General features: G+C 60.3%; 21 protein-coding genes and 1 tRNA gene. 16 read left to right on the top strand and 6 right to left on the bottom strand.

What is annotated here, in order from left to right:
- Positions 1–7 precede the first annotated feature (7 nt).
- Both DCO47_RS07660 and DCO47_RS07655 read left to right on the top strand, forming a co-directional pair.
- Positions 8–973, top strand: coding sequence for a MucB/RseB C-terminal domain-containing protein (locus DCO47_RS07660; protein WP_065615194.1), 966 nt, complete (start codon positions 8–10; stop codon positions 971–973).
- A 208-nt stretch (positions 974–1,181) separates the two neighbouring features.
- Positions 1,182–2,615, top strand: coding sequence for a DegQ family serine endoprotease (locus DCO47_RS07655; protein WP_042608136.1), 1,434 nt, complete (start codon positions 1,182–1,184; stop codon positions 2,613–2,615).
- A 78-nt stretch (positions 2,616–2,693) separates the two neighbouring features.
- On the opposite strand, the gene DCO47_RS07650 is transcribed toward DCO47_RS07655, so the two are convergent.
- On the bottom strand, positions 2,694–4,127 hold the full coding sequence (locus DCO47_RS07650; protein WP_042608135.1) for a M48 family metalloprotease: 1,434 nt from the start codon (positions 4,125–4,127) through the stop codon (positions 2,694–2,696).
- A gap of 97 nt (positions 4,128–4,224) precedes the next feature.
- Between DCO47_RS07650 and DCO47_RS07645 the strand changes: the two genes are divergently transcribed.
- Together DCO47_RS07645 and DCO47_RS07640 are read left to right on the top strand one after the other, a co-directional pair.
- Positions 4,225–4,464 carry a sulfurtransferase TusA family protein gene (locus DCO47_RS07645; RefSeq protein ID WP_064362576.1) on the top strand — a complete coding sequence of 80 codons (240 nt, stop codon included), beginning with the start codon at positions 4,225–4,227 and terminating at the stop codon, positions 4,462–4,464.
- Positions 4,465–4,496: 32 nt separating this feature from the next.
- A complete protein-coding gene (locus DCO47_RS07640; protein ID WP_041478862.1) occupies positions 4,497–5,567 on the top strand; it encodes an AI-2E family transporter in 1,071 nt (356 codons plus the stop codon).
- Positions 5,568–5,688: 121 nt separating this feature from the next.
- Here DCO47_RS07640 and DCO47_RS07635 read toward each other — a convergent pair whose 3' ends face one another.
- Entirely contained in the window at positions 5,689–6,162 is a 474-nt protein-coding gene (locus DCO47_RS07635) for a peroxiredoxin (protein ID WP_039760907.1), read from the bottom strand.
- Between the two features lie 10 nt (positions 6,163–6,172).
- Complete coding sequence (locus tag DCO47_RS07630; protein WP_042607411.1) at positions 6,173–6,733, bottom strand: glycine cleavage system protein R; 561 nt, start codon at positions 6,731–6,733, stop codon at positions 6,173–6,175.
- Positions 6,734–7,061: 328 nt separating this feature from the next.
- On the opposite strand from DCO47_RS07630, the gene dapA reads away from it, so the two are divergent.
- The 8 genes from dapA to DCO47_RS07585 all read left to right on the top strand — a co-directional run bounded on the left by dapA (position 7,062) and on the right by DCO47_RS07585 (position 13,947).
- On the top strand, positions 7,062–7,940 hold the full coding sequence (gene dapA, locus DCO47_RS07620; protein ID WP_083353369.1) for a 4-hydroxy-tetrahydrodipicolinate synthase: 879 nt from the start codon (positions 7,062–7,064) through the stop codon (positions 7,938–7,940).
- A 17-nt stretch (positions 7,941–7,957) separates the two neighbouring features.
- The gene (bamC, locus tag DCO47_RS07615) at positions 7,958–9,073 is read left to right on the top strand and encodes an outer membrane protein assembly factor BamC (RefSeq protein ID WP_042607413.1); all 1,116 of its coding nucleotides are present in this window, start codon (positions 7,958–7,960) and stop codon (positions 9,071–9,073) included.
- Between the two features lie 6 nt (positions 9,074–9,079).
- Entirely contained in the window at positions 9,080–9,841 is a 762-nt protein-coding gene (locus DCO47_RS07610; protein WP_042607414.1) for an MBL fold metallo-hydrolase, read from the top strand.
- Positions 9,842–9,869: 28 nt separating this feature from the next.
- Positions 9,870–10,583, top strand: coding sequence for a phosphoribosylaminoimidazolesuccinocarboxamide synthase (gene purC, locus DCO47_RS07605; RefSeq protein WP_016771262.1), 714 nt, complete (start codon positions 9,870–9,872; stop codon positions 10,581–10,583).
- An 84-nt stretch (positions 10,584–10,667) separates the two neighbouring features.
- A tRNA-Ser gene (locus DCO47_RS07600) sits at positions 10,668–10,757 on the top strand.
- Between the two features lie 119 nt (positions 10,758–10,876).
- The gene (gene chrA, locus DCO47_RS07595) at positions 10,877–12,232 is read left to right on the top strand and encodes a chromate efflux transporter (RefSeq protein ID WP_116657844.1); all 1,356 of its coding nucleotides are present in this window, start codon (positions 10,877–10,879) and stop codon (positions 12,230–12,232) included.
- 243 nt (positions 12,233–12,475) lie between these two features.
- A complete protein-coding gene (locus tag DCO47_RS07590; RefSeq protein WP_064362567.1) occupies positions 12,476–13,360 on the top strand; it encodes a manganese catalase family protein in 885 nt (294 codons plus the stop codon).
- 77 nt (positions 13,361–13,437) lie between these two features.
- Positions 13,438–13,947, top strand: a complete 510-nt coding sequence (locus DCO47_RS07585; RefSeq protein ID WP_042607417.1) for a ferritin-like domain-containing protein — start codon at positions 13,438–13,440, stop codon at positions 13,945–13,947.
- Between the two features lie 48 nt (positions 13,948–13,995).
- On the opposite strand, the gene DCO47_RS07580 is transcribed toward DCO47_RS07585, so the two are convergent.
- On the bottom strand, positions 13,996–14,985 hold the full coding sequence (locus DCO47_RS07580) for a ribonuclease Z (RefSeq protein ID WP_116657843.1): 990 nt from the start codon (positions 14,983–14,985) through the stop codon (positions 13,996–13,998).
- 218 nt (positions 14,986–15,203) lie between these two features.
- Between DCO47_RS07580 and DCO47_RS07575 the strand changes: the two genes are divergently transcribed.
- From DCO47_RS07575 to DCO47_RS07565, 3 genes are all read left to right on the top strand, one after another.
- Positions 15,204–16,781 (top strand): histidine kinase famiy protein, encoded by a 1,578-nt coding sequence (locus DCO47_RS07575; RefSeq protein WP_116657842.1) that lies wholly within the window; start codon positions 15,204–15,206, stop codon positions 16,779–16,781.
- 91 nt (positions 16,782–16,872) lie between these two features.
- Positions 16,873–17,103, top strand: coding sequence for a hypothetical protein (locus tag DCO47_RS07570; RefSeq protein ID WP_064362564.1), 231 nt, complete (start codon positions 16,873–16,875; stop codon positions 17,101–17,103).
- A 19-nt stretch (positions 17,104–17,122) separates the two neighbouring features.
- Positions 17,123–18,100: an SDR family oxidoreductase gene (locus DCO47_RS07565; RefSeq protein WP_064362562.1), complete on the top strand. Its 978-nt coding sequence runs from the start codon at positions 17,123–17,125 to the stop codon at positions 18,098–18,100.
- Positions 18,101–18,116: 16 nt separating this feature from the next.
- On the opposite strand, the gene DCO47_RS07560 is transcribed toward DCO47_RS07565, so the two are convergent.
- Both DCO47_RS07560 and DCO47_RS07555 read right to left on the bottom strand, forming a co-directional pair.
- Positions 18,117–18,638, bottom strand: a complete 522-nt coding sequence (locus DCO47_RS07560) for a DUF4142 domain-containing protein (RefSeq protein WP_159245214.1) — start codon at positions 18,636–18,638, stop codon at positions 18,117–18,119.
- A gap of 155 nt (positions 18,639–18,793) precedes the next feature.
- Complete coding sequence (locus DCO47_RS07555; protein WP_016771242.1) at positions 18,794–18,985, bottom strand: DUF1508 domain-containing protein; 192 nt, start codon at positions 18,983–18,985, stop codon at positions 18,794–18,796.
- Positions 18,986–19,187: 202 nt separating this feature from the next.
- Between DCO47_RS07555 and DCO47_RS07550 the strand changes: the two genes are divergently transcribed.
- Positions 19,188–20,117: a LysR substrate-binding domain-containing protein gene (locus tag DCO47_RS07550; protein ID WP_042607421.1), complete on the top strand. Its 930-nt coding sequence runs from the start codon at positions 19,188–19,190 to the stop codon at positions 20,115–20,117.
- Positions 20,118–20,170 lie beyond the last annotated feature (53 nt).

Below are 20,170 nucleotides of genomic sequence, written 5' to 3'. Positions count from 1 at the left end.
GAGGATCATGCGCGCCATCCCTCTACTTTCGCTTCTGCTCAGTGGCTGGTTCGTTGTTCCAGCCCACGCTGATGAGGCCCAGGACTGGTTGACCCGTCTGGGCCAGGCCGAGCAGCAGCAAAGCTTCAACGGTACTTTCGTTTACGAGCGCAACGGCAGTTTTTCCACGCACAACATCTGGCATCGTGTCCAGAATGGTCAGGTCCGCGAGCGGCTGTTGCAGCTCGACGGCTCGGCTCAGGAAGTCGTGCGCATTGATGGCCGTACTCAATGCGTCAGCGGCACCCTGATTGCGGGATTGGGTGATTCACCCAACGCTGCCGCCCGTGCGCTGGATCCCAAAAAGCTGAAGAACTGGTATGACCTAGCGGTTATCGGCAAGTCGCGCGTTGCCGGCCGTGACGCGGTGATCGTGTCGCTGACCCCTCGTGATCAGCACCGTTACGGTTTCGAACTGCATCTGGACAAGAAAACCGCGCTGCCGCTCAAGTCGTTGCTGTTGAACGATAAAGGTCAGTTGCTCGAACGTTTCCAGTTCACCAGTCTCGACACTGATGAAATCCCTTCTGACAAAGAATTGCTGGCAGACGCCGATTGCAAGCCGATCAATATCGGCAATGACAAGGCTTCCGCAGCGAAGACCGTGCAGAACTGGCGTTCGGACTGGCTGCCGCCAGGCTTCGAGCTGACCAGCAGCAGTTCGCACAAGGATGCGCAGACCAAGACCCAGGTCAGCAGCCTGATGTACGACGATGGCCTGGCGCGGTTCTCGGTGTTTCTTGAGCCGTTGAACGGTGCAACCGTCACCGACACCCGCACTCAGTTGGGTCCGACCGTCGCGGTATCGCGTCGCCTGACCACGCCGCAAGGTGAAATGATGGTCACGGTGGTGGGCGAAATCCCCATTGGTACTGCCGAACGAATCGCTCTATCGATGCGTAACAACGATGGCGCTGCGACCAGCAAGCAGTGAGCTGATTTCAGTCATTTCCACTTCGTCGTCGAGACGTCGAAATGTTTGCTGAGCATTTTCATTTGCAAAACCCCTGAAAATTTTTTATAGGTCAGAGCCTCACGGCTCTGGCCTTGTTTGTTGTTCCCGGAACAAAAATGCCGGTCTGTGGTTTCCGGTGTTCCTTTGCTCCATATCGCTTAACCCTGCTCGTCGTAACGGGAGCTGTATGTCGATACCTAGTTTGAAGTCTTACCTTTCCATCTTCGCCACTGTGCTGTTGCTCGGTCAGGCGGTGCCTGCTGCGCAAGCGGCCGATCTGCCTGATTTCACCCAGTTGGTCGAACAAGCTTCGCCAGCGGTGGTGAACATCAGTACCACGCAGAAACTGCCGGACCGCCGCGTCAATCAGCAGATGCCAGATCTGGAAGGCCTGCCACCGATGTTGCGCGAATTCTTCGAGCGCGGCATGCCGCCTCAGCAGCGCTCGCCACGTGGCGACGGGCGCCAGCGTGAAGCGCAATCGCTGGGCTCGGGTTTCATCATTTCGCCGGATGGCTACATTCTCACCAACAACCACGTGATCGCCGATGCCGACGAAATCCTCGTCCGTCTGGCTGACCGCAGTGAGATGAAGGCCAAGCTGATCGGCACCGATCCACGTTCCGACGTGGCATTGCTGAAAATCGAAGGCAAGGATCTGCCGGTGCTCAAGCTCGGCAAATCCCAGGACCTGAAGGCCGGCCAGTGGGTCGTCGCGATCGGTTCGCCGTTCGGCTTTGACCACACCGTGACCCAAGGCATTGTCAGCGCCGTCGGTCGCAGCCTGCCGAACGAAAACTATGTGCCATTCATTCAGACCGACGTGCCGATCAACCCGGGCAACTCCGGTGGTCCGCTGTTCAACCTGAACGGTGAAGTGGTCGGCATCAACTCGCAGATCTACACCCGCTCCGGCGGATTCATGGGTGTGTCGTTCGCGATCCCGATCGACGTGGCGATGGACGTTTCCAACCAGCTCAAGAGTGGTGGCAAAGTCAGCCGCGGCTGGCTGGGCGTGGTCATTCAGGAAGTGAACAAGGATCTGGCCGAGTCGTTCGGTCTGGACAAGCCGGCCGGCGCCCTCGTTGCGCAGATCCAGGATGACGGCCCTGCGGCCAAGGGCGGCCTGCAGGTTGGCGACGTGATCCTGAGCATGAACGGTCAGCCGATCGTCATGTCGGCTGATCTGCCGCATCTGGTCGGCGCGCTGAAGGCTGGCGCCAAGGCCAATCTGGAAGTGATTCGTGAAGGCAAGCGCAAGAACGTCGAGTTGACTGTCGGCGCGATCCCGGACGAAGACAAAGAGCTGAACGCGTTGCCGAAGTCCGGCGCTGAAAGCAGCAGTAACCGCCTCGGTGTTGCGGTCGGCGAATTGACCGCTGAGCAGAAGAAAACCTACGACCTCAAAGGTGGTGTGGTAATCAAGGAAGTGCAGGACGGTCCTGCGGCCCTGATCGGTCTGCAGCCGGGTGACGTGATCACCCACCTGAACAACCAGGCCATTGGCTCGGCGAAGGAGTTCACCGACATCGCCAAGGCGTTGCCGAAGAACCGGTCGGTGTCGATGCGCGTACTGCGTCAGGGTCGTGCCAGCTTCATCACCTTCAAACTGGCTGAATAAGCCCGCAACAGGGTAAAAAGAAACCGCCTCGAAATAGGCGGTTTTTTTGTGTCTGCACTTTATGTCTTGCGGGAAGACTCAGCCCATCATGTCCTTGACCATGCGCTCCTGCTCCATCAGCTCGCGCTGGCGGGCATCGATGCGCGAGGACAGCGGGAAGTTGCTGCCGGCCTTGCGCTTGGCGAAGTCCAGTTGCTGAATGGCCTGCCGATAGTCGCCGACCAGCGCAAAGTATTCGGCCCGCGCCTGATGCAGGCCGATGATGTTGCCCGACAGGCCGCGGGTTTCGGCAACCTGATACCAGACGTCCGGATCATCCGGGCGTGACTTGAGCAGACTGTCGAGCGCCTTCTCGGCATCGGCGGCGCGATTCTGTTTCAGCAGCAGATCGACGCGCACCTGGTTCAGCGGATAGTTGCCCGGGTATTGCGTGAGCATGCGGTCGACTCGCGACTGCGCATCGGGCAGACGATTGTTGGTGATGTCCAGATCGACCTGCGCGAGGTTGTAGATGATCTCGTTCGGCGATTTGGTCAACAACTGCTTGAGGTTCTCCCGTGCTTCGTTGAGTTGGCCTCCCTTGATCTGGGCGATGGCCAGGCCGTAACGGGCGACATCGTTTTTCGGATTCTCATCGAGCAGGGCGCGGAACCGCTTGGCACCCAGGCCCGGGGTTTCCTCGTAGATCAACTGCACCCGCGCGCGGATCAACTGGTAGCGCATGCTGTCTTCGATGCCGCCCGGTTTCGCCTGTTCGGCGCGGTTGCGGGTGTCGGCGATCCGCGATTCGGTAACCGGGTGAGTCAGCAGGAATTCCGGCGGCTTGGCGTCGAAGCGGTACTGGCGCATCAGGCGTTCGAACATGGTCGGCATCGAGCGCGGGTCGTAACCTGCCTTCTCCAGGTTGAGAATGCCGATGCGGTCGGCTTCCTGTTCATTCTGCCGCGAGAAGCGCCGTTGTTCCTGCAACGCCGCTGCTTGGGTGCCGGCGATGGTAGCGATGCCGGCATCCCCACCACCGGCCGCCGCAATGACAATGCCGGCCAGCAGCGCGGCCATCATCGGCACCTGCATGCGTTGTGAGGCTTCCACTCCGCGAGCAAAGTGACGTTGCGACAAGTGCGCCAATTCGTGAGCGAGCACCGAGGCGTATTCGCCTTCGGTCTGGGCGTTGAGGAACAGGCCGCCATTGACCCCGACAACGCCGCCCGGTGCTGCAAAGGCGTTGAGTTGCGGGCTGTTGATCAGGATGAATTCCAGGCGTCGGTCGGAGACCTGGCTGGTCTCGACGAGCTTGTACACGCTGGATTCAACGTAATCCTTGAGCTGTGGATCGTTGAGCTGGGAAACCTGACTGCGCAGCATGGCCAGCCAGGCGCGGCCGAGCTGGTATTCCTGTTGCGGCGAGACGATGGCAGAACTGGCGTCGCCAAGTGACGGCAGATCGTCGGCAAAGCCTGGTGAGGCGAGCAGGCAAGCGAGCGTCAGCAGGGTAGGGCGCAGAAAAGTCATGCACAAAGCCTTGAAGGACAAAGACCTTACTGTAGCCGGACACCGAAGCCGCGACCAGATATTCTAGGCAGCTCGATAACCCGAACGGAGTGACGCAATGACTGACGCTGTAGCCCATGACGTGGAACTGGACGCCAGTGGCCTGAACTGTCCGTTGCCGTTGCTCAAGGCAAAAATGGAACTCAATAAACTGCCAAGTGGTGCCGTGCTCAAGGTGATCGCCACGGACGCCGGTTCGCAGCGCGACTTCCGTACCTTTGCCAAACTGGCCGGTCATGCGCTGCTGCGTGAAGAGGACGAGGCCGGAATCTACCGTTACTGGTTGAAGAAAGCCTGAAGCGACCGCGTTAACAATCGAAGGGATTATTGATGTTCAAAGTGTTACGCGACTGGATTCAGCGCTACTTCTCCGATGAAGAAGCCGTGGTACTGGCGGTGCTGCTGGTTCTCGCCTTCACCGCCGTGCTCACCCTCGGTGGCATGCTCGCCCCGGTGCTCGCCGGCATGGTGCTGGCGTATCTGATGCAAGGCCTGGTGGTGACACTCGAGCGGCTGCGCGTGCCCGGCGGCGTGGCGGTGGGGCTGGTGTTCGCGCTGTTCATGGGCGCGCTGATGCTGTTTATCGTCGTGGTTCTGCCGCTGTTGTGGCACCAGTTGATCACGCTGTTCAACGAACTGCCAGGCATGCTCGCCAAGTGGCAGTCGTTGCTGCTTCTATTGCCGGAGCGCTATCCGCATCTGGTGTCCGACGAGCAAGTCTTGCAAGCGATCGAAGCGGCGCGGGGCGAGATCGGCAAGTTCGGCCAGTGGGCGCTGACGTTCTCGCTGTCGAGTTTGCCGCTGCTGGTGAACATCATGATCTACCTGGTGCTGGTGCCGATTCTGGTGTTTTTCTTCCTGAAGGATCGGGCGATGATCGGCGAGTGGGTGCGCGGCTATCTGCCCCGCGAGCGCGCGTTGATCACCCGCGTAGCGCAGGAAATGAACCGGCAGATCGCCAATTACATCCGTGGTAAAGGCATCGAGATCGTGATTTGCGGCGGCGTGACCTACATCGCTTTTATCGCCCTGGGTCTGAACTATGCGGCACTGCTGGCGTTGCTGGTCGGCTTGTCGGTGGTGGTGCCGTATGTCGGCGCCGTAGTGGTGACCGTGCCGGTGCTGCTGATTGCGCTGTTCCAGTGGGGCTGGAGCGATCAGTTCATTTATCTGATGGCGGTCTACGGAATCATTCAGACGCTGGACGGCAACGTGCTGGTGCCGCTGTTGTTCTCGGAAGCGGTCAACCTGCATCCGGTGGCGATTATCTGTGCGGTGTTGTTGTTTGGCGGGTTGTGGGGATTCTGGGGTGTGTTCTTTGCGATCCCGCTGGCGACGCTGTTCAAGGCTGTGCTGGATGCATGGCCGCGCAAGGAACCGGTGGTGGCGCCGTTGCTTTAGCGGTTGATCCGGATTTTGCAGAGAGGCTATTTGCGAGCGGGCTCGCTCCCACAGTTGATGGCATTCCAACTGTGGGAGCGAGCTTGCTCGCGAAGGCGTCTTCAAAGACGCAACAGAAACATCAGGCTTTATTCAGAGCTTCAGCTGCCGCCAGCACGGCATCAACATGCCCCGGCACTTTCACACCACGCCATTCCTGACGCAGCACGCCGTCCTTATCAATCAGGAATGTGCTGCGATCAACGCCCAGGTATTCCTTGCCATACAGCTTCTTCAGCTTGATCACGTCGAACAACTGGCAAACCGCCTCGTCCTTGTCGCTGATCAGCTCGAAGGGGAATTGCTGCTTGCCTTTGAAGTTTTCGTGCGACTTCAAGCTATCGCGGGAAATGCCGAAGACTTCGGTGTTGGCAGCCTTGAAAGCCGCATATTGATCACGAAAGCCCTGACCCTGAGTGGTGCAGCCCGGGGTGCTGTCCTTCGGGTAGAAGTAGATCACCACTTGCTTGCCCTTGAGTTCGGACAGGCTGACGGTCTGCCCGCTGGTCGCAGGCGCGGTGAAATCCGCAACCGGTTGGTCGATGACAACGGCCATGAAAGCTTCCTTACATTGGGTTTTGTGGGCGCCAGGGCTCGATCAGGGCATCCAGGTTCATTGCGTCGGCGAAGTCGAGGAACTGATCGCGCAGCCAACTGATCTGGGTGCCGGCCGGCAGAGTCACGGTGAACGTGGCGTTGAGCATGGTGCCGCCGGTCTGGGGCGCCTGGTAGGTGTCGCAGGTGAGGTTTTCCAGTTCGACGTTGTGGTCCATGAAGAACTGGCACAGCTCATTGATGATGTCCGGGCGATAGGCCGAGCTGACGTAGGCCACGTAAGGCAGGGCCTGCGGACGATTTTCCAGCGCCGCGCTGCGCACCACGTTGACGGTGAACGCATGACGCTTGGCCAGCAGCGGCAGGCTGCCTTCGAGGCGCGCCAGGGCGTCCCAGCTACCGGAAACTTCCAGCACCAGGGCGCTGCACTCGCCGTGGCGGGTCAGGCGGGAGGTGACGACGGCGCAGCGGTTTTCATGGCTGGCGCGGCACAGGACGTTGGTCAGCTCCATGGGGTTGGCGCCGAGGGCACTGATGACAAGGAATTGTTCGCGAACTGTGGGGGTGGACATGCAGCATTCCTAAAGCGATGAGCGGTCGGTAGGTTGACGGGCGTTGCTGGTCGGGAGTGCCTGTTCTGGCGGTCCGTAATAAGAGACCCGGCCTGCGCTCGCGGCTCGCTCCACTGTGCGGGAGCGCGTCGATGCGACGCAGGAACGGGGCCTGGGAGGCCGAAAAGGGAGGCTGGAACCCGGCGTACAAGCTGATCTGTACCGATCAAAGTCTGAAGGGTAGCGAAAAGCGGCGCCAAGGGGAATGGCGGCGGCGCAGTACTTCGCTTGTGCAAGCATCTTGGCGCCAGTACCATTACCGCTCTCTTTTTCCGGCAGGAGCGGTTTCATGATTGCGGGCAGTATGGTGGCACTGGTCACTCCCATGGATGCACAAGGGCGTCTTGACTGGGACAGCCTCAGCAAACTCGTGGACTTCCACCTCAAGAACGGCACCCATGCCATCGTCGCCGTCGGGACTACCGGCGAGTCGGCCACCCTTGATGTAGAAGAGCACATCGCCGTCATCAAAGCCGTGGTCAAACAGGTTGCCGGGCGCATTCCGGTCATCGCCGGCACCGGCGCCAACTCGACCCGCGAAGCCGTCGAACTGACCCGCAACGCCAAGGCCGCCGGCGCCGATGCCTGCCTGCTGGTGGTTCCTTATTACAACAAGCCGACCCAGGAAGGTCTGTACCAGCACTTCAAGCACATCGCTGAAGCGGTCGACATTCCGCAGATTCTCTACAACGTTCCCGGCCGCACCTCCTGCGACATGCAGGCCGAGACCGTGATTCGCCTGTCCAGCGTGCCGAACATCATCGGCATCAAGGAAGCCACCGGCGATCTGAAACGCGCCAAGGCGATCATCGATGGCGTGAGCAAGGATTTCATCGTGTTGTCCGGCGATGATCCGACCGCAGTCGAGCTGATCCTGCTCGGCGGTAAGGGCAACATCTCGGTCACCGCCAACGTCGCCCCGCGCGAAATGGCTGACCTGTGCGAGGCCGCGCTGAAAGGCGACGCTGACACCGCACGCGCAATCAACGAAAAACTGATGCCGCTGCACAAGGACCTGTTCATCGAAGCCAACCCGATTCCGGTGAAGTGGGCTTTGGTCGAAATGGGCCTGATGCACGAAGGCATCCGCCTGCCACTGACCTGGCTGAGCACTCCTTGTCATGAAACGCTGCGCTCGGCCCTGCGCCAGTGCAGCGTCCTGGTTTAATTGAGGAAGTACAACGCATGAAGCGAATGGCCGGACTTTCCGCACTTGCCTTGATTATCTCCAGCACCAGTGGCTGCGGATGGGTCTGGGGGCCGGAAGGTTATTTCCGCGACCGTGGAAGCGATTACCTGCAAGCGCAACAGACTGCACCGATGCAATTGCCACCGGATGTGAGCACTGCCAAGCGTCTCGATCCGCTGTTGCCGATCCCGCGCAACGTGGCCGACGACACCGCGACGGGCGAATACGTGGTTCCGCGCCCTCAGCCGCTTTCGGCGGTTGCCGATGCCACCGATTACTCGCTGCAGAAAAGCGGTGATTCGCGCTGGGTCGTGGCTCAGCATCCACCGGCCGAAGTCTGGCCAGTGGCGCTGCAGTTCTTCCAGGACAACGGTTTCCGTCTGGATGAACAGCGTCCGCAAACCGGTGAGTTCACTACCACCTGGCAGCACTCCGACGAACTGTCCGCTTCGATGGCCAAGCGCCTGAGCGCGGCCGGTATCGCCAGCGACAGCGAAACCCGCGTGCGCGTGCGCATCGAGCCGGGCGTGCAGCGCAACACCAGTGAAATCTACGTGGTCAGCGCCGAGCGTCCTGCCGGCAGCACGGCCGACGTGGCTTTCACCAACCGTTCGGTCAACACTGGCCTGGACGCTGCGCTGGTCGACGACATGCTCGCGAGCATGAGCCGCACCTCCGAGAAGGGTGGTTCGGTGTCGATGCTGGCCTCGCGTGATTTCGATGCGCCGAGCCGCGTCAGCCTCAGCGAAGACGGCAGCGGCAATCCGGTGTTGAACGTCGGTACCGATCTGGACCGCGCCTGGTCGAGCGTCGGCCGTGCGCTGGAACAGGGCGAATGGCGCGTTGAAGACATCAACCGCAGCCTGGGCCTGTACTACATCAACCTGGCCGAAAAAGCCGAGAACAAAGACGACAAGCCTGGCTTCTTCAGCGGCCTGTTCGGCAGCGCGCCGAGCAAGGAAGAAGTCGAAGCCCGCGCCGAGCGTTATCAGGTTCGCCTGAGCAAGGTGGGCGAGAACATCCAGGTCACCGTCGAAAAGAACATCAACACCGTCGCGCCGGCCGATGTCGCGCGTAAAGTGCTGAGCGTGATTCAGGACAACCTGGGCTGATCCGATATGCGTTTTGCCGTTCTCGGCAGCGGTAGCCAAGGGAACGGCACGCTGATCGCCAGTGCCGATACGTACGTGCTGGTGGATTGTGGTTTTTCCCTGCGGGAAACCGAAAGACGTCTGTTGCGCCTGGGTGTGCACCCGGCGCAACTGAGCGCGATACTCGTGACCCACGAACATGCCGACCACGTGCATGGCGTGGGTCTGCTGTCTCGGCGCTACAATCTGCCGGTGTACCTCAGTCGCGGCACGCTGCGCGGGATGCGCAAACCGCTTGAACCGGCAGGCTTTCTGGCCGGCGGCGAGCAGATGCAGATCGGCGCACTGAACGTCGGGGTCATTGCCGTGGCCCATGACGCGCAGGAGCCGACCCAGTACGTCTTCAGCGATCAGGAACAGCGGCGCTTCGGCCTGCTGACCGACCTGGGATCGTTCTGTGAGCGGGTGCTGGATGGCTACCGGGACCTCGATGCATTGATGATCGAGTCGAACCATTGCCGCGACATGCTCGCCCGTGGTCACTACCCGTACTTTCTCAAGCAGCGGGTGGGCGGCGAACGCGGACATCTGAACAACCATCAGGCGGCATTCCTGGTGGCCGAGTTGGGCTGGCAGGGCTTGCAACACCTGGTCCTGGCCCATCTGAGCAGCAAGAACAACCTGCCGCAGCTGGCCCGGCAATGTTTTGTCGACACCCTCGGGTGCGACCCGGACTGGCTGCAACTGGCCGATCAAGATTCAGGGCTCGACTGGCGCCACATCGCCTAGCCCACCTACTTAGCAAGCGGAGCCCATCATGGAAAAACGTGAAGAACTCTACCGCGGCAAAGCCAAATCGGTTTACAAGACCGACGACGCTGACCGCTTGATCCTGCTGTTTCGCAACGACACTTCGGCGTTCGACGGCAAGCGCATCGAACAGCTTGATCGCAAAGGTATGGTGAACAACAAGTTCAACGCCTTCATCATGCAGAAGCTCGAAGCGGCCGGCGTACCGACCCAGTTCGACAAACTGCTGGGCGACAACGAATGCCTGGTGAAGAAGCTCGACATGATCCCGGTCGAATGCGTCGTGCGTAACTACGCTGCCGGCAGCCTGGTCAAGCGTCTGGGCGTCGAGGAGGGCATGAAGCTCAACCCGTACACCTTCGAACTGTTCCTCAAGGACGACGCCAAAGGCGACCCGTTCATCAACGAATCCCACGTCGTGGCGTTCGGCTGGGGCACCGCCGAGCAACTGGCGCGCATGAAGGAACTGTCGCTCAAGGTCAACGAAGTCCTGAGCAAACTGTTCGACGACGCCGGCCTGCTGCTGGTCGACTTCAAGCTTGAATTCGGCGTGTTCAGCGACGGCTCCATCGTCCTCGGCGACGAGTTCAGCCCGGACGGCTGCCGTCTGTGGGACAAGGACACCAAGAAGAAGATGGACAAGGACCGCTTCCGCCAGGGCCTCGGTGACGTCATCGAAGCCTACGAAGAAGTCGCCGCTCGTCTGGGCGTACCGCTTTAATCGACGCAAGCATCTGATAGCACGGAAAAAATTTCGTTTGGGGGGTTCGCAACCAACGAAAGTGTTGTTATGATGCGCGCCGTTGGAGAGATGCCAGAGTGGCCGAATGGGACGGATTCGAAATCCGTTGTACCTTCACCGGTACCTAGGGTTCGAATCCCTATCTCTCCGCCATTATTGAACAAGACAAAGCCCCCGTAATCATTGCTGATTACGGGGGCTTTTTCGTTTCTGGCGTTTTGTTCGTTGCGCTTTTCGGGTACAACCTGCCGACTGCACTAAAGGACAGCTCGATGAGTGAAGTTCAGCCGTTGGCGGGTGGTGGCGAGGTGAAGCCGCAGGCCGTGAGTTTGCGCGAGGCGTTCTGGTTCTGGTTGAAGCTGGGGTTTATCAGTTTCGGCGGGCCGGCCGGGCAGATTTCGATCATGCACCAGGAGTTGGTCGAGCGGCGGCGCTGGATTTCCGAGCGGCGTTTTCTGCACGCGTTGAACTACTGCATGTTGCTGCCCGGGCCGGAGGCGCAGCAATTGGCAACCTACATCGGCTGGCTGATGCATCGAAGTTGGGGCGGGGTGGTGGCCGGTGCGTTCTTCGTGTTGCCTTCGCTGTTCATCCTGATTTTCCTGTCATGGCTGTACATCGCTTTCGGTGAAGTACCGGTGGTGGCCGGTTTGTTTTATGGGATCAAGCCTGCGGTAACGGCCATTGTTGTGCAGGCGGCGCATCGCATCGGTTCGCGGGCGCTGAAGAATAATTGGCTGTGGGCGATTGCGGCGGCGTCGTTTACCGCGATCTTTGCGCTCAATGTGCCGTTCCCGCTGATCGTGCTGGGCGCGGCGGTGATCGGCTACTTCGGCGGTCGACTGGCGCCTGAGAAGTTCAGGGTCGGCGGGCATAGCGCGGCGAACAAGTCTTTCGGCCCGGCATTGATCGATGACGACACGCCATCGCCAGCACATGCCCGCTTCAGTTGGACGAAACTGGCGATGCTCGCCGTGATCGGCGCCGCGCTATGGGCATTGCCGATGGGCGTGTTGACTGCGCTGTTCGGCTGGCATGGCACGCTGACGCAGATGAGCTGGTTCTTCACCAAAGCTGCGCTGCTTACCTTTGGCGGGGCGTATGCGGTGCTGCCCTATGTCTATCAGGGCGCAGTCGGTCACTACGGCTGGCTGACCCCGACGCAGATGATCGATGGGCTGGCACTGGGCGAAACCACCCCCGGACCGCTGATCATGGTAGTGGCGTTTGTCGGGTTTGTCGGGGCTTATGTGTCGCAGGTGTTTGGCGCCGATCAGGTGTTTCTCGCCGGCGCGGTCGCCGCTGCGCTGGTGACGTGGTTCACCTTTCTGCCCTCATTTCTGTTCATCCTCGCCGGCGGTCCGTTGGTGGAGTCGACCCACGATGAACTCAAATTCACTGCACCGCTGACCGCGATCACCGCCGCGGTGGTTGGCGTGATTCTCAATCTGGCGTGTTTCTTCGGCTACCACGTGCTCTGGCCGCAGGGCTTCAACGGCAGCCTGGATTGGCCGTCGGCATTGATTGCCATTGCCGCGGCCATTGCGCTGTTTCGCTTCAAGCGCGGGGTGATTCAGGTGCTGCTGGGCTGTGCGCTGATCGGGTTGCTGGTGCATTTGCTGCGTTGACCCAGGCAGGCCCGGCCAGCTCGAACTCGCGGGCGGACAACCCGATCTTTTGTCATTGGTTCCATTTAACCAAGTGCGAGTCGTACCAGCGGCAAGCCGCCGTTTCACTTGCCCATACGGTTCAAACCATTTGTCCTGTTACCGCAATTTTTTTGAAATTTCCGCAAAGACAATGCTTCACAAAAGGGTAGGCAGGCTTTCACCCGACGACTTGCCACGCTTATCCGACTGAGGAGATTTGTCATGTTTCTACATAACAAGCGACTTCAATACACCGTTCGTGTTGCCGAGCCCAATCCGGGGCTGGCCAATCTGTTGCTCGAGCAATTTGGCGGCGCACAAGGTGAACTGGCGGCGGCTTCGCGCTATTTCACTCAAGCCCTGGCCGAGGAAGATCCGGGACGCAAAGACCTGCTGATGGACATCGCCACTGAAGAACTCAGTCACCTGGAGATCATTGGCTCGATCATCGTCATGCTCAACAAAGGCGCAAAAGGCCGGATGGCCGAAGGCGTCGAGCAGGAGGGCGAGCTGTATCGTTCGCTCAATGGCAACGGCAATGACTCGCACATCACCAGCCTGCTCTATGGTGCCGGTTCGCCGTTGACCAACTCGGCAGGTGTGCCATGGACGGCGGCGTACGTCGATACCATCGGCGAGCCCACCGCTGACATGCGCTCCAATATCGCCGCCGAAGCACGGGCGAAGATCGTCTATGAGCGCTTGATGAACGTGACCGATGACCCCGGCGTGAAAGAGGCGCTCGGCTTTCTGATGACCCGCGAGATCGCCCACCAGTTGTCGTTCGAAAAAGCCCTGCACTCGATTCAGCCCAACTTCCCGCAAGGCAAGCTGCCGGGCATGCCGGAGTTCACCAACGTGTACTTCAACATGTCGCAAGGCACCGAAAGCATGCGCGGTCCCTGGAACCAGGGAGACGATTGGGAGTTTGTCGAAGACCCGACGCCAGCAGTCGACGGCGGCGATGGTCTGGCCACCGTGCAACTGGACAGCGCCGACGAAGCGCTGCTGGAAAACATGAAGATGCGCACCATGTCCGACCCCAACAGCGAGCCGGTCACTGGAGCGGATCTGGGCTCCGGCGCGCAAGCCAAGCCTGGGTTGTGAGGCACGTGGGGCGCGCCTGACATGCGACGGCGCGCCCCGGTTGATCATTGGGAAATCATCAAGAAGAGGACTCGACAATGGCTACTCCACAGGAAAATCTGCTCGACTGGCTGCGTGACGCCCACGCCATGGAGCAACAGGCCGAGCAGATGCTCAAGGCGCAGTCCAAGCGTCTGGAGCATTACCCGAAGCTCAAGGCGCGCATTGATCAGCACATCGAAGAAACCCTCGGCCAGCAGAAACTCATCGACGAATGCCTGCAACGCCTGGGCGGTGATTCGTCGACGATCAAAGACCTGGGCGGCAAGCTGATGGCGTTCGGTCAGGCCGTCGGCGGCTCCTTGATGAGCGACGAGGTGATCAAGGGCGCCATGGCCGGTTATGTATTCGAAAACATGGAAATCGCCAGTTACACCGTGCTTATTGCAGCGGCGAAAGCGGCGGGGGACAAGCAGACACAGAAGGCCTGCGAAAAGATTCTGCCGCAGGAAGTGGCCATGTCCGAATGGCTGCTCAAGCATCTGCCGCAACTGACCGAAGCGTTTCTCGAACGCTCGGCGGATCCGGACAAGGAAGCCAAGAAGTAAGCTCGCGTGCCAGCGTCCGCCTGTCAACCGGGCGGACGCGGTAGCGGATTATGGCGCGACCTGCAGCGGTTTGCGCTCAGTCGCCACCGGCTGCAAATGCCCCGACCGATCCAGGTGATAACGCCGCAGGTCACGCGCCAGAATCAGCTGGCCGTGATACAGCGACGCCGCTTCACTACGCACATCTTCGATCGACGGACTCACAGCCGGATTGGCCTGATAGCGGGCGCTGAAATGCGTCAGCACCAGGTTGCGTACGCCGGCGGACTCGGCAAAACCGGCGACAGCGGCGGCGCTGCTGTGGCCGTAACTGGCGCGAGCGCGGTCGATCGCTGCTTGCACGAATGTCGCTTCATGCACCAACACATCCGCCGATTGCGCCACTTCGGCCAGCAGTGCCGGGCGATCGTTATCGCCGCAGACAATGATGCGCCGATCAGGTCGTGAGCTGAGCAAGTAATCCCGCGCATGCAACAACTGCCCGTTGTGTTCTACGTCCTGACCATGGGCCAGCTGACCCCAGAGCGGGCCGCGCTCTATGCCTTCGGCCTCGAGGCGCTGCACGTCCAGACGCGGCTCCGGATCGGACTCGGTAAATACATAACCATTACACGGCACACGGTGGGACAGCTCGACGGTCTGCACTTGAACGTTGACGTTGCGCCATTCTGTGAGCGTTTCCACGGCGTGCAGGTTGATCTCAAAGGGCAGGTGCGATTGCGTCACCTCAAGGCTCATTTTCAGCCACGGATGCAGCGCTGTCGGCAGCACAATATCCAGCGGCCGCGTGCGCCCCGACATGCCCGTGCTCGCCAGCAACCCCGGCAGGCCGAGGCAGTGATCGGCGTGCACGTGAGTGATGAAAATCCCCCGCAGCTCACTGAGCGACAGCGGTGTGCGCAACACCTGATGCTGGGTGCCTTCACCGCAATCGATCAGGTACCAGCCCTTGCCCGCAGACGCGATCAATGCCGTGGCGCTGACATTGCGCTGGCGGGTCGGCACGCCGGCTGACGTGCCCAGAAACAACAAATCCACGGTGGTTCTCCCTGGCGGTTCGGATTTGACTATGCAGGCTGCCGAACGCGATAACCGCGTGCAGTGCTCGGTGTGCTTTCGACAATCAGCGACACGCTTCGGATCCCTCGACAGTCTGCGGCAACTCATCGGACACCTGCGCTGCCGGCGTTCGATCGCGGCACTCCGATCGGTGATGGTGGTCTCAGCGAAACGGAAGTAACTCAGCGGAGGTCAACTTGCCTAGAAATTCCAGGCCGATCGTCGACCGAGCCGATGTGGCGGTCCTTTCGCAAGAGCGCAAAGATGTGTTCTTCGCGGCGGTGCAGGTCAGCCGCATGGCCATGATCGTCACCGATCCTGCGCAGGCCGATGATCCCATTATTTTTGCCAACAATGCCTTTCTTGAACTCAGTGGCTACGAGCGGGAAGAGGTGCTCGGGCGCAACTGCCGATTTCTGCAAGGCGAGCAGACCGATCGCGCCGTGTTGCAACAGGTCAAACAAGCGTTGAGACATCACCACGAAACCTGCGTGGAAGTGCTCAACTATCGCAAGGACGGTTCATCGTTCTGGAACGAGCTGTTTATCGCGCCGTTATTCAACGAGCGCGGGCAACTGGTGTATTTCTTCGCCTCGCAAATGGACGTCAGCCGACGCCGTGACGCCGAGGACGGTTTGCGTTACAGCGAGAACATGGAAGCACTGGGGCAGTTGACCGGTGGCATCGCCCACGATTTCAACAACCTGCTGCAAGTGATGATCGGCTACATCGAGCTGATCCAGCACACCGCTAAACGCCCTAGCATCGACCCGCAGCGCATCGTGGTCGGCGCTGGTCACGCCCGTGCGGCGGCGGAAAAAGCCCGTCTGCTGACTCAGCATCTGCTGGCGTTTTCCCGGCGGCAACGGCTTGAGGGCCGGGTGATCAATCTCAATGCCTTGCTCGAGCGGTCAACGCTGCCGGCAACGGAATCCTGCGATCCGGAGCCGCAATTCGAGTTGGCCGAGGATTTGTGGAATTGCCGCCTCGACCCGGCGCAGGCGGAGATGGCGCTGAACCATTTGCTCTCCAACGCCTGTGATGCGCTGGTTGACCAGCAGCAACCTGTGGTCACCGTGCAGACCCGCAACGTCGATGTACCGGATCCGACGGATCCGCATCAGGGCGGACTGGCGGCGGGGCGTTACGTCTGCATCGCGGTTGCCGATAACGGCGTGGGCATAGCCGCCGACGATCTCGACAAAGTGATGGAGCCTTTTTTCACCACCAAAGAAGAAGGCAACGGTGCCGGTCTCGGGCTTTCGATGGTCTACGGCTTCGTCAAGCAATCCGGCGGCGTGGTCAAAATCGAATCGACGCCGGGACTCGGCACTACGGTGCGCCTGTTCTTCCCGGCGGACGACAGTCAGCCATCGGCAACTGGTGCGCCTTACGCCGCCGAAAACCTCAAGGGTACCGAGCGCATCCTGATCGTCGAGGACCGCGCCGAAGTCGCTGAACTGGCGCGCTTTGTATTGTCTGAACAGGGTTATCACACTGACCTCGTTGCAGATGCGAGCGAGGCACTGGCCGTGCTGCAGAGTAGCGAATACGACCTGGTATTCACCGATCTGGTCATGCCTGGCGAGATGAACGGGCTGGCACTGGCGCGGGAGGTCAGCCAACGCTATCCGGCCATTAAAATCCTGCTCACGACCGGGTACTGCGCGGACGAGTCGACGCCGGATGTGCTGACTGACAATGAATTCGAATTGATCGCCAAGCCCTACGCACCGGTGGACCTGTTGCGCAAGCTGCGCTCGATGCTCGATTAAAAAAACGAACTGTCGTCGCGCGGCAGGCGTCCATCCTTAAGACCCCATTGAGCAACCAGTGAGGGGACTGATCCCCGAGGAGATGTTGGTCATGAGCGATTACCCGATGGACGAAACCGATTCCGATCACCGCAACCGTCAGTTCGGCCAGGCGCTGGGGCTGGACGCCGACGAGGTCGAGCTGTGGGTCAGCGCGATCGAGGAGGACGGCAGCGGCATGGGCTATGTCGTGCATTTTTCCAGCGAAACGCCGGTGGATGTGCTGGCCAAGGTGCAGGGGCTGGGTGACGACCTGATGATCAATATCGGGCCGATTGACTGAGCGTCAACGAGGACGGTTCATGCAGGAGCAACCTTTGGTGGTGATAAGCGGCGCCAGTGCTGGCGTCGGGCGCGCGGTGGCGCATCGGTTTGCCGCTGGCGGGTATAGCATCGGCTTGCTGGCGCGCGATCCCGCAGGATTGGCCGCTACGCAACAGGAGCTGGAAATGTATGGGGTCGAGGTGGCTGCCGTCAGCGTCGACGTTGCCGATGCGCTTGCCGTGCAGGAGGCCGCGCAGCAAATGGAAGCCAGGCTCGGGCCTTTGACGGTGTGGATCAATGCGGCGATGGTCACAGTGCTCTCGCCGATAGAGCAATTGTCCGCCGCCGAGATTGAGCGCGTCACCCAGGTGACCTATCTCGGCACCGTCCACGGCACGTTGGCAGCGCTGTCGTTGATGCGCCCGCGCAACAAGGGGCTGATCATTCAGGTCGGCTCGGCGCTGGCATATCGCGCCATTCCGTTGCAGGCCGCTTACTGCGGGGCAAAATTCGCCGTGCGCGGTTTTACCGACGCGTTGCGCTGCGAGTTACTGCATGAGCGCAGCGGTATCCGCGTGTGCATGGTGCAACTGCCGGCGATCAACACGCCGCAGTTCGACTGGGCACGCAACAAATTGCCCAGACGCCCGCAACCTGTGCCGCCGATCCATGACCCGGACGTGGCAGCGCGAGCGATTTTCAGCGTGGTCAAACACCCGCCGCGAGAGTTGTGGCTGGGATGGTCGACGATCAAGGCGATCGTTGGCCAGTCGGTCATGCCAGGTTTGCTGGATCGTTTGCTGGCGCGCAGCGCCTGGACCGGTCAGCAGACCAGTGAACCTGAGGACAACGAGCACCCGGACAACCTGTTCGAAGCGCAGCCAGGTTTACATCAGATTCGTGGCCGCTTCGTCGGCCGTTCCAAGGAGGCGGCGCTGGCGTTCACCTCGACCCAAGTGATGGCGGTATCTGCGGTAATCGCCGTATTGGTGGGTGTGATTCTTTTGCAGTTTTGATCGTTCCGCGGTTCGCTCAAGGGTTGACGGACTTCAGCGCGCCCGCTGACGGTTTGAGTTTTTCCTGCAGGTCCCGAGCAGTTTTCGCCTGTTTTTCAATGCCCGGCAAGACTGCTTGAGCGAAAGCCTTGAGCTGCGGATCTTGCGACGACATGGCTTCTTTCTTGAACAGCATCAGTTTTTGCTCGAGGGTTTCGGCCTGGCTGTCGATGTAGATACGGTCGAAGGAATCGTCGCGAGACTCGAGGCGCAGTTGCTTGGCTTTCGAGGCTACTGAAGGTTCTGTCGGCACCGCCATGCGTTGGCTCTCCCCCAGCTGCCGGAGCTGTTTATCGAAACGCTCATGGTCGGCAATCATTTGTCTGGCGAACGCTTTGACCTCGGGCAGGGTGGCCTTTTCCAGCGCGATATGTGCGCTGTTGTTCTGGAACAGGCTCTGCTGGGCCGCTTCTTCGACGAATGCATCGAGGGTGTCCGCGTGGCCGGGCTGGGCGCTCAGGGCCAGTATTGCAAGGCAGATTGCGGCAAGTGATTTCATCGCGCGTAACCTCTGCGGGATCAATGGACGGTCAGGTGCATGGCAGCGGCAATCGCAGCACATGCACCTTTGATGAGCATAGCGGATGGGTATTCAAGTAACCGTTCTGAATGGCGACCAACGGCCCGTCTTTCCAACAAGGACGGTCGCCTGGCTCAAATCTCCTTGATCGGCGTCTCGCCCTGTACGGCTTTGATCAGGTTGATCACATGCAGGCAATCGGCCTTGTTCACGTACGACTCACCACTGGCCACCGTCTCGTGGTTGCGCGCACGCAGGCGCCAGCGCCATTGGCCTTTGCCGGTGCTCGGGGTGCCTCGGGTTTGTCGGTAGATTTCGAAATACATACGGTTCGCTCCCTGCGATCGATAGGCGCGCCAACCTGTGTGGCGCATCGACGCAAGCCTAGCGCAGAGGGTTTTTTTGGCTATCGCGGATTTGTTTCCAATCGTTCGCGGATGTTTCTGCAACGCTGTCTCGGAAACGTTTATGGACGCAATGCCCAAGGCCTTTCTACACTGCCGCTATTCCGGGGAGCAGGGGCAATGGATGAACCGCAATGAACTTCGCAAGGCCGACATCAACCTGATGGTGGTGTTTGAGACTCTGATGCTCGAACGCAACGTGACCCGCGCGGCGGAGAAGCTGTTCCTCGGCCAGCCGACCATCAGCTCGGCGCTCAACCGTTTGCGCACGATGCTCAACGACCCGCTGTTCATCCGCGTCGGTCATCGCATGGAACCGACGGCCCGTGCCGAAGATATCTACCGCCATCTCAAACCGGCACTCGACTCGCTGTCGGCGGCGCTGAGCCTGACCCGCGATTTCGACCCCGCCACCAGCACCATGACCTTTCGCATCGGCCTGTCCGATGACGTCGAATTCGGCCTCCTGCCGCCGCTGTTGCGCGCTCTGCGCCAGGAAGCACCGAACGTGGTGTTCGTCGTGCAGCATGTCGATTACTGGCGGATTCCCGATCTTCTCGCGGCTGGCGATATCACCGTCGGCATCAGCCAGACCCGTGGCCTGCCGGCCAACGCCAAACGCAAACTGCTGCGACATATCCAGCCGAGCATCCTGCGCGCCGACGCCTCTGATACGCCGCTGACTCTCGACGAATATTGCGCTCGCCCGCATGTACTGGTGTCGCACACGGCCAATGTCAGTGGCTATGCCGATGAATGGCTGGCGGAGCTGGGCCGGACGCGCCAGGTGGTGTTGTCGGTGCCGCAGTACAGCGCGCTGCCGGCGCTGCTGGCGGGCACCGACCTGATCGCCAGCCTGCCGGACTACACCGCAGCGGCGATGGCGGCGTCCGGGGCGCTGTTCCAGGAACCATTTCCGTTCAAGACGCCGACGCTGGACCTGTCGATGGTCTGGCTCAGCCATGTCGACAGCGACCCGGCCGAACGCTGGCTGCGTTCGCGACTGGAAGCATTCATGAGCGAACGGCCAACTGAGCGCCACGATCCCTTGTAGGAGCTGTCGAGTGAAACGAGGCTGCGATCTTTTGATTTTGATCTTCAAATGAA

It is taken from the genome of Pseudomonas sp. NDM, assembly GCF_003105095.1.
GTDB classification, from domain to species: Bacteria; Pseudomonadota; Gammaproteobacteria; order Pseudomonadales; family Pseudomonadaceae; genus Aquipseudomonas; species Aquipseudomonas moraviensis_A.
Note: the sequence above shows the minus strand (reverse complement) of the source record. Positions and strands in the feature narration are given on the sequence as shown.